General features: G+C 58.7%; 17 protein-coding genes. 12 read left to right on the top strand and 5 right to left on the bottom strand.

Translation table 11 applies throughout. From position 1 onward, the window contains the following. Positions 1–53 precede the first annotated feature (53 nt). The 12 genes from P3T25_RS03130 to gtdA all read left to right on the top strand — a co-directional run bounded on the left by P3T25_RS03130 (position 54) and on the right by gtdA (position 10,154). Positions 54–479 carry a DoxX family protein gene (locus tag P3T25_RS03130; protein WP_429357447.1) on the top strand — a complete coding sequence of 142 codons (426 nt, stop codon included), beginning with the start codon at positions 54–56 and terminating at the stop codon, positions 477–479. Between the two features lie 94 nt (positions 480–573). Next, a complete protein-coding gene (gene wrbA, locus P3T25_RS03135; protein WP_429357448.1) occupies positions 574–1,173 on the top strand; it encodes an NAD(P)H:quinone oxidoreductase in 600 nt (199 codons plus the stop codon). Between the two features lie 140 nt (positions 1,174–1,313). Further along, positions 1,314–1,757, top strand: a complete 444-nt coding sequence (locus tag P3T25_RS03140; protein WP_266257701.1) for an ester cyclase — start codon at positions 1,314–1,316, stop codon at positions 1,755–1,757. 105 nt (positions 1,758–1,862) lie between these two features. After that, positions 1,863–2,633, top strand: coding sequence for an SDR family NAD(P)-dependent oxidoreductase (locus P3T25_RS03145; protein ID WP_429357449.1), 771 nt, complete (start codon positions 1,863–1,865; stop codon positions 2,631–2,633). A 48-nt stretch (positions 2,634–2,681) separates the two neighbouring features. Beyond that, positions 2,682–3,608: an NADP-dependent oxidoreductase gene (locus tag P3T25_RS03150; protein WP_266257703.1), complete on the top strand. Its 927-nt coding sequence runs from the start codon at positions 2,682–2,684 to the stop codon at positions 3,606–3,608. 146 nt (positions 3,609–3,754) lie between these two features. Continuing rightward, complete coding sequence (locus P3T25_RS03155) at positions 3,755–4,663, top strand: LysR substrate-binding domain-containing protein (protein WP_266257704.1); 909 nt, start codon at positions 3,755–3,757, stop codon at positions 4,661–4,663. A gap of 589 nt (positions 4,664–5,252) precedes the next feature. After that, complete coding sequence (locus P3T25_RS03160) at positions 5,253–6,335, top strand: porin (protein ID WP_429357450.1); 1,083 nt, start codon at positions 5,253–5,255, stop codon at positions 6,333–6,335. A 127-nt stretch (positions 6,336–6,462) separates the two neighbouring features. Next, positions 6,463–6,792: a BON domain-containing protein gene (locus tag P3T25_RS03165; RefSeq protein WP_266257706.1), complete on the top strand. Its 330-nt coding sequence runs from the start codon at positions 6,463–6,465 to the stop codon at positions 6,790–6,792. Positions 6,793–7,020: 228 nt separating this feature from the next. Further along, the gene (locus P3T25_RS03170; protein WP_266257707.1) at positions 7,021–7,155 is read left to right on the top strand and encodes a hypothetical protein; all 135 of its coding nucleotides are present in this window, start codon (positions 7,021–7,023) and stop codon (positions 7,153–7,155) included. Further along, on the top strand, positions 7,152–7,802 hold the full coding sequence (gene maiA / locus P3T25_RS03175; protein WP_408516065.1) for a maleylacetoacetate isomerase: 651 nt from the start codon (positions 7,152–7,154) through the stop codon (positions 7,800–7,802). The genes P3T25_RS03170 and maiA overlap by 4 nt, the downstream gene beginning before the upstream one ends. After that, entirely contained in the window at positions 7,799–9,100 is a 1,302-nt protein-coding gene (locus P3T25_RS03180; RefSeq protein ID WP_266257709.1) for an MFS transporter, read from the top strand. The genes maiA and P3T25_RS03180 overlap by 4 nt, the downstream gene beginning before the upstream one ends. After that, positions 9,090–10,154: a gentisate 1,2-dioxygenase gene (gene gtdA, locus P3T25_RS03185; RefSeq protein ID WP_429357451.1), complete on the top strand. Its 1,065-nt coding sequence runs from the start codon at positions 9,090–9,092 to the stop codon at positions 10,152–10,154. The genes P3T25_RS03180 and gtdA overlap by 11 nt, the downstream gene beginning before the upstream one ends. 6 nt (positions 10,155–10,160) lie before the next feature. Here gtdA and benD read toward each other — a convergent pair whose 3' ends face one another. From benD to catA, 5 genes are all read right to left on the bottom strand, one after another. Further along, positions 10,161–10,937, bottom strand: a complete 777-nt coding sequence (gene benD / locus P3T25_RS03190; RefSeq protein WP_429357452.1) for a benzoate diol dehydrogenase BenD — start codon at positions 10,935–10,937, stop codon at positions 10,161–10,163. Continuing rightward, positions 10,934–11,956, bottom strand: a complete 1,023-nt coding sequence (gene benC / locus P3T25_RS03195; RefSeq protein ID WP_429357453.1) for a benzoate 1,2-dioxygenase electron transfer component BenC — start codon at positions 11,954–11,956, stop codon at positions 10,934–10,936. The genes benD and benC overlap by 4 nt, the downstream gene beginning before the upstream one ends. A gap of 41 nt (positions 11,957–11,997) precedes the next feature. Next, the gene (gene benB / locus P3T25_RS03200; RefSeq protein ID WP_054035207.1) at positions 11,998–12,486 is read right to left on the bottom strand and encodes a benzoate 1,2-dioxygenase small subunit; all 489 of its coding nucleotides are present in this window, start codon (positions 12,484–12,486) and stop codon (positions 11,998–12,000) included. Next, positions 12,483–13,841 (bottom strand): Rieske 2Fe-2S domain-containing protein, encoded by a 1,359-nt coding sequence (locus tag P3T25_RS03205; RefSeq protein WP_429357454.1) that lies wholly within the window; start codon positions 13,839–13,841, stop codon positions 12,483–12,485. The genes benB and P3T25_RS03205 overlap by 4 nt, the downstream gene beginning before the upstream one ends. 113 nt (positions 13,842–13,954) lie before the next feature. Next, positions 13,955–14,890: a catechol 1,2-dioxygenase gene (catA, locus tag P3T25_RS03210; protein ID WP_429357455.1), complete on the bottom strand. Its 936-nt coding sequence runs from the start codon at positions 14,888–14,890 to the stop codon at positions 13,955–13,957. Between the last annotated feature and the right edge of the window lie 54 nt (positions 14,891–14,944).

Genomic DNA, 14,944 nt, shown 5'->3' on the forward strand with positions numbered 1-14,944 from the left:
TCAAGCAGTCCCCTTTGTCTCTACCTCTTTTTCTTGAACTTAAGGAACGCATCATGAACTCAAACTCTGCAAATTCTTACCAGACCCTGCCGCTAATTGGGCGCATTCTCATCGCCGCGATCTTTCTCGTGAACGGCTTTAGCAAACTCACAGCACCTGGCGCGACCATCGGCTACATCGGCTCGCTCGGTTTGCCGGCACCGCTCATCGGCTATCTCGGCTCGATGGCGCTTGAGCTGCTTGGCAGCGTTCTGCTGATCGTCGGCTATCGCACGCGACTCGTTGCCGCGCTGCTGGCAGTGTATTCAATCATTACCGCGTTGATCTTCCATCACGCGCTAGGCGACCAGAACCAGATGTTCCACTTTCTCAAGAATGTCGCGATGGCCGGCGGTTTGATCCAGGTTGTGGCTTATGGCGCAGGCGCATTGAGCTTTGACAACCGTCGCGTGTTGCCGGTCGTAGGTGCCACACAATAACGACGCTCTGGACGACTCGGTGTCGTCCAGCCAAAACACCTGTAGCACACATGCGGTGCCATGACGGCCCGCTCATAACCCTAAGGAGATTGCGATGGCTAAGGTTCTTGTTCTCTACTATTCGTCGTACGGACATATCGAGCAGATGGCTGAGGCCGTCGCACAAGGCGCTCGCAGCGCAGGCGCGCAAGTCGACGTCAAGCGCGTACCGGAAACTGTGCCTGAAGAGGTCGCCAAAGGCGCGCATTTCAAGCTTGACCAGGCGGCTCCGGTCGCAACGGTCGCCGACCTCGAGAACTACGATGCGATCGTTGTGGGTACCGGCACCCGTTATGGTCGCATGTCGTCGCAGATGGCGGCATTCCTTGATCAGACCGGTGGTTTGTGGATGCGTGGTGCACTGAACGGCAAGGTTGGCGGCGCGTTCGCCTCGACTGCCACCCAGCATGGCGGGCAGGAAACCACGCTCTTTTCGATCATTACGAACCTGATGCATCTGGGCATGGTTATCGTCGGTTTGCCGTATAGCCATCAAGGACAGATGAACATGAGCGAGATCGTCGGCGGCGCGCCTTACGGTGCAACCACCGTTGCTTCCGGCGACGGCTCGCGTCAGCCAAGCGAAATCGATCTGGCCGGCGCACGCCATCAGGGTGAGCTGGTGGCGAAGACGGCGGCGAAGCTGTTCGGCTAACGTCTTTCCGGCAAGTATCTGAATGAGCTGGGCACTATTGCCCAGCGTATCGCCACCATAGATCGTAATGCTAACTATGAGTGCGATCAAGATGAGCGGTGAACTGAAACACCCGCATTTCAACTGTTCTGGAGCATGACATGACCCGTAGCAACACAAGCGAAGAAGCAAAGGCTGTAGTTCGGCGCAATACCGAAGAGGTACAAGGCGGTGGCAACTTCGACGTATTCGAAGAGTTATTCGCGGACGATTTCGTCGACCATACGCCGCAACCGAATTGCACGCCAGACAAGGACGGCGCACGCGGCCTCTACCACGCGCTGCGTGCCGCGTTCCCCGATTTCCATGCGGACATCCATTGGCAGGTTGCCGACGGGGATCTGGTGACGACCTACAAGACGTATCACGGCACACACGAAGGCGCCTTCCTTGGCGTAGCGCCCACCGGTCGAAAGATCCATTTTGAAACCGTCGACGCGATGCGCGTGCGTAACGGCAAGATCGCTGAGCACTGGGGTGTCGCCAATCTCTTCTCGCTGATGCAGCAGCTCGGTGCCTTTTCTGGCGGTGAGACGCAAGCGTGAGGAACGGAATGAGCCTACGCGGCGGCGCTGCGATGCAAGCTCCACACCGCTAGGCTGTTCGCCAATGACTTGCAGTCAAGTTTGTATATTTATAAGGATTCCATAGTGAGCGACATTCTCAAGAACAAGGTCGTACTGGTTACAGGTGCGGCCAGCGGAATCGGTCGAGCTGTTGCGATTAGTGCCGCGCGGCATGGTGCGAAGGCGGTGATCGTCTCAGACGTCACGGAAACCCCGCATGAGGGCGGTACGTCGACCACGTCCGAGATTGAAGCGCTAGGTGTGCCTACGCGGTTTCAGCGCACGGACGTGACGCAGCACGCGGAAGTCGGCGCGCTGGTCGATGCAGCGACTGAGTTCGGCGGCGTCGACGTGATGGTTTGCAATGCCGGCATCACGCTGCGCGAGGACGGTCCCGAGGTCGCCGAAAGCGACTACAGGCGGTTGATGGCGGTCAATCTTGACGGCGTCCTTTTCGGTGCGCAAGCCGCGGCGCGGCAGATGAAGGCGCGCGGCAAGCCAGGCAGCATCGTGCTGATGGCGAGCATGGGCGGTATCGCAGGCGCCGGAATGACCGTCGCTTACTCCACCAGCAAGGGTGGCGTCGTGCTGATGGCCAAGGCCCTCGCGGATGCGCTCGGCCCCGACGGCATCCGCGTCAACGCGATTTGCCCCGGCACGATCGACACGCACCTGTTGCGCACGAATCCCGGCATTGCCGCAGCCTCGGAAGGTTTTCGGCAACGCACGCCGTTGCGCCGCCTGGGGCAGCCGTCAGAAATAGGCGACGCCGTTGCGTGGCTCGGTTCGGACATGTCGAGCTATGTCACCGGTATCGCTTTGCTTGTCGATGGTGGCCTGCTCTCGGTGATCTGAGACGCCCGAGCGCTTGCATATGTACGATCGTTTAATCCGGAGTTACCCATGAAAGCTATACGTGCCTACGCTTATGGCGGGCCCGAACGTTTGACGTTGGAAGATATTCCTGACCCCGTTCCGGGCGAGGGCGAGGTGTTGATCGACGTCGCGGCGAGCGGCGTCAACCCAGTGGACTGGAAGATTCTCGAGGGCAGGATGAAAGCCTTCCTGCCGCTGTCACTGCCGTACACCCCTGGCGTCGAAGTGTCGGGAAAGATTTCCGCGTTGGGCGCTGGGGTCACGAACTTCGCCGTAGGTGACGACGTCTTTGGTTTCATTGCTATCGTCGGCGGTTACGCCACCAAGGTGGTTGCCTCTGTTGAACGCCTCGCTGTAGTGCCGAAAAAGCTCTCGATGCTTGAAGCGGCAGGGGTGCCGGCGGCCGCGTTGACTGCATGGCAGGCGTTGCACGAGCACGCTGGCGTCAAGCGGGGTCAGCGCGTGCTGATTCACGGCGCGGCGGGTGGCGTTGGCAGTATGGCGGTGCAGCTGGCCAGAATCGCCGGTTTGGAGGTAATCGGAACGGCGTCGTCCGTCAATCTCGACTACGTCAGACGGCTTGGTGCGACGCAGGTCATCAACTATCGGAGGGGAAGCTTCGAAGAGAGCGTCTCGTCCGTGGACATCGTCCTGGATCTGATTGGCGGCGAAACGCAGGATCGTTCCTGGTCGCTGTTGAAACCTGGCGGGGTCCTGGCGTCGCCGGTCAGCCCGCCAGACGCCGAGCGCGCGAGGCGTGCAGGTGTGGTGGCGAAGCATTTCGCAACCCGCTCCGACGGCAGGCAATTGAGCGCAATCGCAGCACACTTCGATTCGGGCGAACTCGTGGTCGAAGTTGAGACGGTCTTTCCGCTGTCGCGTGCCGCCGATGCCTTACATAGAAACTTGACTGGTCATGCGCGCGGCAAACTCGTGCTCGATGCGACCCGCTAGTTCCGCTCGGCCGGATTGCGGAAGCACGGCTTCCGCAATCCGCCTGGCGGGCCGTCGTCTGTCGGCCACGGGTCACCTCTTGAGGAAAGCGCCTCAAGGCGCGGGACTTCGATGGGACTTTCGTAACCTTATGGCGCTCTCTCATCATGGACCTGCGTAGACTTCGATATTTCATGGCAGTCGCCGAGGAGCTGCATTTCGGCAGGGCCGCACAGCGTATGCACGTTGTGCAGTCAGCCGTGAGCCATCAGGTGAAACTGCTCGAAGAAGAACTCGGATTTTCGCTGCTGGAGCGTTCACGCCACAACGTTCGTCTCACTGTTCCCGGCGAGATATTCTTACCTGAAGCGCGCGATCTGCTGCGTCGGGCAGATGAAGCGATGCGCCGCGCGCGTGCGTCGGCAGATGGTACGGTCGGGCGACTGGCGATCGGCTTCGTCGATAACGTTCTGTGGTCCATCCTGCCGCCGATACTTCGAGACTTTCGCCAGAGGTGGCCGCAGATCGAATTGACGCTGCATCCGCTCGATCGAAGCGCGCAGATCGAGGCGATTCGGACGTCAGTCATCGATATAGGGATCATGCCCTCGCCGTCGCCTGGTCATGCTCTCAAGTCTGCAGAACTTGCTGCGGGCCCTTTGATTGCGGCCATCCCGCAGGGCCATCCGCTAGCTGTACGGCCGACCCTTTCGATCGCAGAACTGGCGAGCGAGCCGTTTGTTCTATTTCCACGGAGAATGAACAGCCGGATTCTGGAAATCATCGTCGCGTGCTGTGCTTCGGCCGGCTTCGCGCCTCGAATCGTCCAGGAGGCCGAACAGCTTCACACTCTCCTCGCGCTCGTTAGCGCGAGCCTGGGCGTTACGCTGGTGCCTGAGTGGGTTGCGCGCGTCCAGCAACTCGACGTCGTCTACATACCTCTTGACGAACTGCTCACGCCTTATGAGTTGATCGCCGCATGGAATCCCAACACGGACAATCCGGCGGTCGCGAACTTTCGTGAGATCGCAGCCGGAGTCGCTGACCAACTGCTTCTCCAACCGCTGGGTCGATAGACCGTATCGGTTCCTCTCTCCGAACTTTGCATGCTGGTGATCAGGTACCGAGATCACGTAGTTATTTTTAATCGTTAGACAGCGATTGCCGGAACCTCGATAGTCTGCATCAATGCAAGACGCAAGAACGGAGGCGAAAAAGTTCTGAAGCCTTCTCATGATTGACGCGTCGGTTCCCGCTTGAACCATCGGTGCAAAAAGTCAAAAAAATCCTTCAATACCGGCATCTTTCAATGTCCGGGCGAATCTTTGCGCCCGAAATCGAAGGAGGGTGTGTATTGCGTTGACGGGTCGGGTTATTTCCCCGATGCCACGCACAGGATTTTTAGCGCAGGCCGTGGAGCAGGAGCACAGGCAAACCAGCTTGCTGCGTGTAGAAATAGCAAATCATATTAGTAGCATTACTGAATAAATAAATACCGTATCTCGATTAGTAAAAGTACAGCGGGATGCGCTCCGCTATTTACCTCGCCTGAAAACAAGGTTACTCGCAGATTTCATGCGATGGAGAGCGTTCCCGCTACAAAAAAACGAATACGCGGGAGACAAAGAGTTTCGAGGTGGCAATTCTATAAGGAGGGGACTTTTGATGAAGAGGCAGATGTGCGCCGGCCTGCTGGCCGGTACCTTTGCAGTATGCGGACATGCTGAATCGAGTGTAACGCTCTATGGCATTCTCGACACCGCAATCGAGTTCACCAATCATTGGCCAATCAATCCCGGCCAGCCTGCGACTAGTGGCAACCGTTGGTCAATGGCCGATGGAGCGCGCTCCGGTGGCTCCCGCTGGGGTCTGACCGGCAACGAAGATCTTGGCGGTGGTCTGAAGGCGGAATTTCAGATCGAGAGCGGGTTTCTGGTTCCTAACGGCGCGCTGATGCAGGAATTCTTCGGTCGGAGCGCGTGGATCGGTCTGGCATCAACGAAGGCTGGCACGCTGCGCTTTGGCCGGCAGTATACGTCCCTCGTGGATGCACTGTACCCGTCGTCGCCGACGGACCTCTCGGGTACATACGAACCGGTCGTTGCGGAAGTTGGATCCAACCTCTGGGAAAGCAACGTCGTCAAATATAAGAACGCTTTCGGGCCGGTGACGCTGACCGGGCACTATTCCTTTAGCAATCTCGCGGGGCAGTTCTCGAACGGCTCGGGTTACGGCGGTGCCGCCGCATACGACAACGGCACGCTCTCCGTCAGTCTCGGATACGACAATCTTCATCGCTCAGAGGGCATTGGCGGCAACTATGCACGTTTCGAAAAGGCGGCTATCGGTATCACCTATTCAACCGCCGCATTCAAGTTCATGGGCGGGTATCGGTATGGAAAGAACGATCCACTCGCTGGGTATGCCGCACGCGACGATTACTTCTGGGTGGCTACGCGCTATCTGCTCGCGGTCGACAAGATACTGACCCTTGCGTACTACTACGACCGCATTCAGACAGCGACCGGAGCAAATGGTGAGGTGGCAAGGCCGGCCAGCCCGCAGCAGGTTATGGCCATCGGCGACTACCTGCTATCAAAGCGCACCGATCTGTACGTGGTAGTGGGTTATTCGCGTCACTCAGCGCTTAACTTCGACTCGTACAACAGTACGTCTGCTGCTTATAGGACGGCATCTGCCGACAGCAGTCAGACCGGTGTGCAGATTGGTGTGCGCCATTCGTTCTAAGGCAAAAAACGGAAGACGCCGGCATTGGTTCGCGCTCCACTGGGCGAATCCAGGCCGGTCTCTAACATCTCCAACATAGTGAGAAGCAAAAATGAGAGCAATCTTACAGATTGGATTGGTCGCCGCATTGGCCGCCACTATCGCACCGTTGACGGCATTCGCGCAGGACGGCAATGACAGCGCGGGGGCGACGTCCGGAATTGCAGCCAGCGCGCCGAGCGCAAAGGCCATCAGGGCCGCTAACCGTAAGCTCGCAAAAACTGTGCGAACAGCAATGGCGAAGGCAAAAGGCATCGACATGACCCAGTTGTTCGTCTACGCGAAGGGCGGCGCTATAACGTTGTCTGGTTCTGTGCCAAAAAGCGCTCAGGTGGATCGCGCTGAGGAGGTCGCCAAAAGCGTGCCTGGCGTTTCTTCAGTCGACAATCGGCTCAGTGTATATGCGATAGAACGGTAAGCCCGAGCGGGCCGTTGCCTGACGTGCAACGGCTTCGGCTTTTAATGTGGTAGTCCGTCTCCAGCCGTGTTTAAAGATAGTTAGCGTTGCGAAACTCGCATGACGAATGCGTTTTGGGTTCAGCTAGCTGGTAATTATTTATCGAGATCATGCAGTCGATTTTTATCGTTGGACAGTGATCACGGCAGCGTCGATAGTTAGTTACAACACAAGTTCGAGGAGACGGAGATGATCAATGAACCTTCGGCGTCAGCCGATCCTTACCATTCTGGGACATCGGAGAGATCCGGCGCAGTTGTTGCCGATGACTCGCTTCGCGAGCAGATCGACGTGTCGCTGTCTTTGGCGGATTCGATCTCATGAACGATCCGGTCACACTTCACGGCTACTACCGGTCTTCCGCGTCATTTCGTGTCCGGATAGCGCTCAATCTCAAGGCGATAGCCTACGAGGATGCGTTTCATCATCTGCGGCGCGGCGAGCAGCGGGCACCAGACTACTTGAAGTTGAATCGTCAGGGGCTTGTGCCGACGCTGGGCATTGATGGACAGGTACTGGTCCAGTCGCTATCCATTCTCGAGTACCTTGACGAGACGCGGCCAAATCCCCCATTGCTGCCTGCCGATCCGGCCGGGCGTGCGCGCGTACGCGCGTTGGCACAAATTGTCGCTTGCGATATTCATCCGATCGACAATCTGCGCGTTCTCAACTATCTGCGCAAAACGCTTCATCAACCAGAAGACGCGATCAAGGATTGGTACAACCGATGGATAGCGGACGGTTTTGAGGCCATCGAAGGGATGCTTGCAACGAATCCCGAGGCAGGGCGATTTTGCCACGGTGACAGCGTCACCATGGCGGACATCTGCCTCGTTCCGCAAGTAGTCAATGCGCGTAACTTCGATCTGGACATGACTCCCTTTCCCATCCTGCAGCGAATTTCGGAGGCGGCGCTTGCCATGCCGGCATTCGAACGTGCGATGCCATCAAACCAGAAGGACTTCGAATGAACGTCACCCCACCGCTGACTCCCGCAACGGCAGCGCCGTTGCAGGTTGAGTCGTCAAAGAGCTATGAATGGAAGGCTGTCACGCTGATGGCCCTCGGCATGGGGCTGGTCGGCATAGACCGCTTCCTGATCGTGCCGTTGATGCCGGTACTGATGCGCGACCTGAAGCTCGACTATCAGGATCTCGGGCATATCACGGGCGCATTGGCGCTCGCATGGGGCTTATCGGCGCTCCTGACAGGCAATCTCTCGGACAGGATCGGTTTCAAGAGAGTCATCGTGCCGGCGATGGTTGGATTTTCGTTGCTGGCGGGTCTTGGCGGACTCGCAACCGGGGTCGGCAGCCTGATTGCCATCCGGGCATTTATGGGTGTGGCTGAGGGTGCCTTCACACCTGCCAGCATCATTGCGACCATGGATGCGTCGCCCCCGAGCCGGCACGGACGTAACGTCGGGATCCAGCAGATGATGCCGGCTCTGCTCGGGCTTGGTCTCACTCCGATTGTGGTGACGCAGCTTCTCAAGGTGATGAACTGGCCGTGGATTTTCCTGCTCGTCGCATTTCCGGGTCTCATTGTTGCGTTCCTCGCGCAACGGGTCTTGCGTCGACCGTCGCCGGTTGAAATTGCAAAACATACCGCCACGCATGACACGGCACAACATCGTTGGTATGAGGTATTTCGTTATCGCAATGTACCGCTTGGCATCATCTGCATGCTGTGCTGGCTCGCGTGCCAGATCGTCATTGCCGCGCTGTTCCCCAATTATCTTGTGGACTATCTGCATCTCGACATGCAGCAGATGGGTTTCATTCTCTCGTCGTTAGGCTTTGGCGGGGCGATCGGCGCTCTCGTATTGCCGGCCCTTTCAGACCGCGTTGGGCGCAAGCCCGTCATGCTGGCTTCCGCGGCAGGCGTATTTCTGTCGCTATGGATTTTCCTGCGAACCGGGGCTTCGCCGGTAGCGCTGTTCATCTGCCTGATGATCGCGATGGGTTGTCTGTATAGCCTGATCACACTGACTGTCGGTCCGGTCGCAGCTGAAGCCGTGCCGGTCCAATTGATGTCCACAGCGTCGGGCATGATCATCGGTATTGGCGAAGTTTTTGGCGGCGGCGTCGCACCTGCGTATGCCGGTTATCTGGCCAAGCATTTCGGCATCGAGCATGCGGTGACCATGCCGCTCTGGACAATCTGCGCCGGAGCCATTGCGGTCGCAGCGTTGAAGGAAACCGCTCCTGCCCGGATTTTCAACAAACGCGGAATTGAACCGGTCGAGAAGGAGGGAAATGATGGCTGATAACGCTGACAAGGTGAGTGCGAAGGGGACGCCCGAGCGCGAGGATTTTTACGAACGGATCGGCCAGAAGAACCTCGCGCCGCTTTGGACGTCGTTGAATGACCTGATTACGCCCGAGCCGCGGAGCAAATGCGTGCCGGCACACTGGCGATTCGCAGACGTCCGCGCGGCCATGATGGAGGCGGGCGAGATCATTACGGCAAAAGAAGCCGAACGGCGCGTGCTCGTGCTGGAGAACCCTGGCCTGCGTGGTCTATCGAAAATCACAACCGATCTGTATGCGGGGGTGCAGCTGGTTCTTCCCGGCGAGGTCGCGCCCGCGCACCGGCATACGCAAACGGCCCTGCGTTTCGTGCTGGAAGGCGGTGGCGCTCACACATCGGTGAATGGCGAACGTACGTTAATGAACGAAGGGGATTTCATTATCACGCCGCCGATGGCATGGCACGATCATGGCAACGAAAGCGACAGGCCCATTTTCTGGCTGGACGGTCTGGACATACCGGTGGTGCAGTTTGTGGACGCCTCGTTCGCCGAGCATCTTGGCGAGGACGAGCAACCGATTACCCGTCCCACCGGCGATAGTGACGTCCGCTACGGCGCCAATCTGCTGCCGGTAGACCATCGGCCTGCCGGCGGAACCTCGCCGATCTTCAACTATCCTTATGCCCGGACACGCGAAGCGCTGGAGCAGATGCGTCGCGCGAATGCCTGGGATCCCTGTCATGGGTTGAAGATGCGATACGTCAACCCAAACAATGGGAAGTATGCGATGGCGACGATGGCTACCTTCACGCAGTTGCTGCCGAAGGGGTTTTCGACGGAACCCTATCGCTCAACCGACGCGACCGTCTTTGTGCCTATCGAAGGGCGGGGCCGTAGCCGGATCGGAGGCGACGTCGTCGTGGAGTGGAGCAAGCGGGATATCTTTGTTGTCCCGTCGTGGCATCACGTCCAGCACGAGGCAGACGAGGACAGCGTCTTGTTCTCCTTTTCCGACCGGCCCATACAGGAGGCGCTTTATCTGTTCAGGGAGGAAAGGGGCGCAGCTTGAATCGCCTCAGCCGGTGTCACCGCCGGCTACTGGCAACACCGTGCCCGTGATATAGCTTGCCTCGTCTGAAGCGAGGAACAGAATCGGCGCGACCTGTTCGTCGATGCTGCCGTAGCGTTTGAAGAAGGTGGATTCAGTGACCTGCTTCACCGCATCGCCCATCCAGATCTTTTCCTGCTCGCTGTCGCCCGCGGTATTGCGAGGGACGCGTCGCGGCGGTGCGTTGGTCCCGCCCGGCGCGGTGGCGACCACACGGATGTTGTGCTCCGCATACTCCATCGCCAGTGACTGCGTGATCGCGTTGACACCGCCCTTGGCCGCCGAATACGGTACGCGGCGGATACCGCGTGTGGCATTAGAGGAGACGTTGACGATGGCGCCACCGCCACGCTTGAGTAGGTGCGGCAACACAGCATGACAGGCATACAGCGTGGGCATGAGTGAACGGCGAATTTCGGCGTCGATCTGCTCGGGTTCGAACTCCGCGAATGGACGCATGCGAATCGCGCCACCGACGCCATTGATCAGTATGTCGATGCCGCCAAACTTGCGCACTGCAAAAGCCATCGCCGATGCCGCGCCTTCGTACGTCTCGAGGTCGGCGACGAAGCCTGCCGTTTCCGCGCCACCTGCTTCAGCAGCAACTTCAGGGACGAACTCCGCGCGGTCGACGAACAGCACCTTGCCGCCTTCGGCGGCCGCACGAAGCGCTACGGCGCGACCAATACCCTGTGCCGCGCCAGTGACGACCATGACCTTGCCGGCAAATCGTTGCGTGCTCATGCGGTCCTCGGTGCTGCGTTAGGAGTGAACTTCTCGTAGTGGAAGCTGTTGGGCTTCACGCCGTTGTCGTCGAAATGCTTACGCACTGCATCGACCATGGGTGGCGGCCCGCACAAATAAACGTCAACATCGCCGTCATTCAGGACCTCGGCCGGCATGTGCTGCGTCACCCAACCTTTGCGGGGATGAGTCGAATCCGTGTCGGCCACGACGGTGGCGTAGGTGAAATTCGGCAACTTGGCCAGGTACGCTTCGATTGCATCGACCTGCACCAGATCGAGGTCTCGGGTGACGCCATAAATCAGGTGGACCTTCTGCTGCGAATCGGCACGCGCCAGCACTTCCAGCATCGAGAGGAACGGAGCCAGGCCCGTGCCGCCAGCGAGGAACAGCAACGGCCGCTCCACGGCGCGCAGATAGAAACTGCCGAGCGGCCCGGTCAGTTCCAACGTGTTGCCAGGCTGCGCGGAATCGAGCCAGGTGCTCATCACGCCACCGGGAATCCGCTTGATCAGAAAACTGACTTTCGATTGCCCCGGCGCCGATGAGAAAGAATACGAACGATGCTGGCCGCTGCCGGGAACATCGATGTTGACGTACTGACCCGGCAGGAATGCCGGCGCGGTCGCATCCACGTCCAGTTCGAGCACGACGGCCGCATCGTTGTGCGGCTCCACCTTCGATACCGTCGCGGCGAACCGGCTCTGTTCAGTCTTGCACGCAGTGGAAGAGGCCGGCACGGCAATCACACAATCGCTTTGCGGCACCATCTGGCAGGTGAGTACAAGGCCACTGTCTTTCTCGTCGTCGCTCAGCGCGTCTTCGATGTAATCGTCGCCAAGATCATAGTTGCCGCTCTCGGCGCGGCACTTGCAGGTACCGCACACGCCATCGGAGCAATCCATTGGCAGGTTGATTTTCGCGCGAAAGGCGGCATCAAGCACCTTCTCGCCCGGCTTGCATGCGACGAAGCGGGTCACGCCGTCTTCGAAGTTCAGTGCAATGTTGTAGCTGGACATTGTTGTCTCCTCTACTTCCAGTTTCCTCCCGGGGCTCGACATCAAACGTGGTAAATGTCGAGTACCTGGCGGATGTAATCGTTCTTCAGCACAATTTTCTTGCTGGCAATCAACAGGGCATCGTCGACCTTTCGCAAAGTAACGAACATCGTGCCGAAAAAATGATCGTTGATTCTGTAGCGGTGGCTGAGCGTGTCGAAGTTGTAGCGCACGTCCACTTCGTTGCCGCGTTCGGCCAGCACTTCCACATTGGTGACGTTGTGGCTGGTCCGCGGTTCGGGCATCGACGCACTACTGCGTTCGGTCTTGATGCGGAACACCCGGTCTTCCAGGCCGCCACGGTCCGGGTAATACATCAGCGAGATCTGACTCTCGTGGTCATCGGTGAGCTGGTCGTCGTCGTCCCACGCCGGCATCCAGTAGGTGACGTCCTCGGCGTAGCAGGCGAGCCAATCGTCCCACTGGCGGTCGTCGAGCAGGCGGGCTTCGCGGTACAGCGTGGCGCAGATTTTTGGGTAGTCGAAGCTCATGCCACGGTCTCCTCGTGTTCTTTTTTCAGTGCATCGCGCATCACCTGCACCCAGTATTCGTGCTGACACACAAACAGGCCTTCGTCTTCGCTGCGCTCGCCCGAGATGAGCGGCTTCATGCCCATGCTTTTCGCGTTCGCGTCGGGACCTTCGACCCACAACGGCGCGCCGCGCGAAAGGTCGTTCCACATCGCCGTGGTGCCGGCATAGCCAGCCTGGCAAGCGCGGAACTCTTCGAGATCATCTGCGGTGCCCATTCCCGTGACGTTGAAGAAATCCTCATATTGGCGAATGCGGGTAGCCCGGTCGGCTGCGCTCTCACCCTTGGGGGCAAAGCAGAAGATCGTGACTTCGGTCTTGTCTACGCTCAGCGGACGTACCACGCGAATCTGGGTGCTGAACTGGTCCATCAGGAACACGTTTGGATACAGGCACAGGTTTCGAGTCTGGTTGACGATAAAATCCGCCTTCACTTCGCCGACGCGTGCCTTGATTTCCTCGCGGTATTGATAAACCGGTCGCACTTCAGGGTTCATCGTCTTGGTCCACAACAGAATGTGGCCGTGGTCGAAGCCGTACACGCCGGCTACCGACTTGCTCCAGCTGTTCGCATCCACAGCCTTCGTGCCATCGACCTTGCGGCGGTCCATCGTCGCGGCATAGTTCCAGTGCACGGTGCTGACGTGGTAGCCGTCGCAGCCGTTCTCCATCTGCATCTTCCAGTTGCCGTCGTAGATGTACGAGGAGTTGCCTCGCAACACTTCCAACCCGTTCGCGGCCTGGTCGACGATCTGGTCTATGATGACCTTGGTCTCGCCGAGGTAGTCCTCCAGCGGCATCGCGTTCGCGTTGAGGCTGCCGAACAGGAAGCCGCGATAGCTCTGGAAGCGCGCGACTTTCTTCAGGTCGTGCGAGCCGTTGGTGTTGAATTGCACCGGGTATTCGGTGGTCTTCACGTCCTTCACTTTCAGGAGCTTGCCCGTGTTGGCGAAACTCCAGCCGTGGAACGGACAGGTGAAGGTGCCTTTGTTGCCGTGCTTCTTCCGGCAAAGCATGGCGCCTTTGTGCGCGCAGGCGTTAATGACCGCGTGCAGTTCTCCGCTTTTGTCGCGAGTGATCACGATGGGCTGGCGGCCAATCCAGGTGGTGTAGTAGTCGTTGTTGTCGGGAATCTGGCTTTCGTGAGCCAGGTACACCCAGTTGCTCTCGAAGATGTGTTTCATCTCGAGTTCAAACAGATCGGCGTTGGTGAAGATGTCGCGGCGGCAACGGAATACACCGTTCTGCTTGTCGTCCTGAACGGCGGTATGCAGCAGTTCATCCAGTTGCGAGGCTTTGTCGATAATTGCAGACATGAGTGCTCTCCCTACGCGTGCGCCAGGTGATGGAGCACGCGCATCGGTGTCGAAAGATTCTTGCGAAGGATTGAGCGGCAGCAGTGGTGCGACGTAGCTGCCGCGTTCAGCGGTCAGGCGGTAGCAGACGCACGCAGACGATGGACGACCTGGTTATCCTTGCCCTGAACCAGCGGAGTCAACTCGATGTTGAACTCGATTTCCTTGTACGCGTCAGCCTTCATACCCAACGCAGTGCCGCCGGTCTTTTCGACGACATGCGGAATCAGATCCTCGCGGGTCGCGTAGGCGAAGTCATCCCAGATCAGCAGGTCGCCTTCAATATTGATTTGCGTCGTCAGCTTGCGGTACTTGTCGCTGGTGACGAAGAAGTGCACGTGCGCCGGGCGGTTGCCATGGCGGGCGAGCACGTTCAACAGTTGTTGGGTCGCGCCCTGCGGCGGGCAACCGTAGCCCACCGGCATGAGCGTATGGAATTCGTACTTGCCGTCGGAACCGCTGCTGACCGCACCGCGCAGGTTGAACTCGCTTTGCGCGCCGGTCGGGTCGAAGTGCGAATAGAAGCCCTTTGAATTAGCGTGCCAGCATTCGACCACCGCACCTGCAACGGGTTTGCCGTCCGGGCCGGTCACGGTGCCGCGGATGACGAGTGGGCCTGCATCCGGATCGGGATTGACGTCAATCCTGGACACGCCATCGCGCACCGGCGCACCGGCGACATACAGCGGACCTTCGATAGTGCGCGGCGTGCCGCCGGTGATTTCAGCAGCCTTGTCCTCTGCATCCATGCGAATGTCGAGATACTTCTCCAGACCGAGACCAGCGGCAAGCAACGCCGCTTCGCCGTCCTGGCCGAGCTTGTTGAAATAGTGAACGCCGGCCCAGATTTCGTCGGGCGTCATGTCAAGGTCGTCGATGGCCTTGAACAAATCGCCCAGCAGGCGATGGACAATCTGCCTGGCGCGAGCACTGCCGTCCTGGCTACCGACGTTGGCAGCAGCCTTTAACAGGTCCTGCGCTTCCTTCGTATCAAACACTTTGACGCTCATGTCTGCTCCTGAATCTCTATTTTATTTGGGGGTAAACCCTTGGTTTAGCGCCCT

Origin of the sequence: Paraburkholderia sp. GAS32 (assembly GCF_050434225.1) — a bacterium.
Lineage (GTDB): Bacteria > Pseudomonadota > Gammaproteobacteria > Burkholderiales > Burkholderiaceae > Paraburkholderia > Paraburkholderia madseniana.

Coding starts and splice junctions, on each gene's coding strand:
- P3T25_RS03205 (WP_429357454.1), bottom strand. CDS start 13,841: ATGTCTGCAATTATCGACAAAGCCTCGCAACTGGATGAACTGCTGCAT.
- gtdA (WP_429357451.1), top strand. CDS start 9,090: ATGATGGCTGATAACGCTGACAAGGTGAGTGCGAAGGGGACGCCCGAG.
- P3T25_RS03150 (WP_266257703.1), top strand. CDS start 2,682: ATGAAAGCTATACGTGCCTACGCTTATGGCGGGCCCGAACGTTTGACG.
- P3T25_RS03170 (WP_266257707.1), top strand. CDS start 7,021: ATGATCAATGAACCTTCGGCGTCAGCCGATCCTTACCATTCTGGGACA.
- P3T25_RS03180 (WP_266257709.1), top strand. CDS start 7,799: ATGAACGTCACCCCACCGCTGACTCCCGCAACGGCAGCGCCGTTGCAG.
- benD (WP_429357452.1), bottom strand. CDS start 10,937: ATGAGCACGCAACGATTTGCCGGCAAGGTCATGGTCGTCACTGGCGCG.
- catA (WP_429357455.1), bottom strand. CDS start 14,890: ATGAGCGTCAAAGTGTTTGATACGAAGGAAGCGCAGGACCTGTTAAAG.
- benB (WP_054035207.1), bottom strand. CDS start 12,486: ATGAGCTTCGACTACCCAAAAATCTGCGCCACGCTGTACCGCGAAGCC.
- maiA (WP_408516065.1), top strand. CDS start 7,152: ATGAACGATCCGGTCACACTTCACGGCTACTACCGGTCTTCCGCGTCA.
- P3T25_RS03160 (WP_429357450.1), top strand. CDS start 5,253: ATGAAGAGGCAGATGTGCGCCGGCCTGCTGGCCGGTACCTTTGCAGTA.
- wrbA (WP_429357448.1), top strand. CDS start 574: ATGGCTAAGGTTCTTGTTCTCTACTATTCGTCGTACGGACATATCGAG.
- P3T25_RS03130 (WP_429357447.1), top strand. CDS start 54: ATGAACTCAAACTCTGCAAATTCTTACCAGACCCTGCCGCTAATTGGG.
- P3T25_RS03155 (WP_266257704.1), top strand. CDS start 3,755: ATGGACCTGCGTAGACTTCGATATTTCATGGCAGTCGCCGAGGAGCTG.
- benC (WP_429357453.1), bottom strand. CDS start 11,956: ATGTCCAGCTACAACATTGCACTGAACTTCGAAGACGGCGTGACCCGC.
- P3T25_RS03140 (WP_266257701.1), top strand. CDS start 1,314: ATGACCCGTAGCAACACAAGCGAAGAAGCAAAGGCTGTAGTTCGGCGC.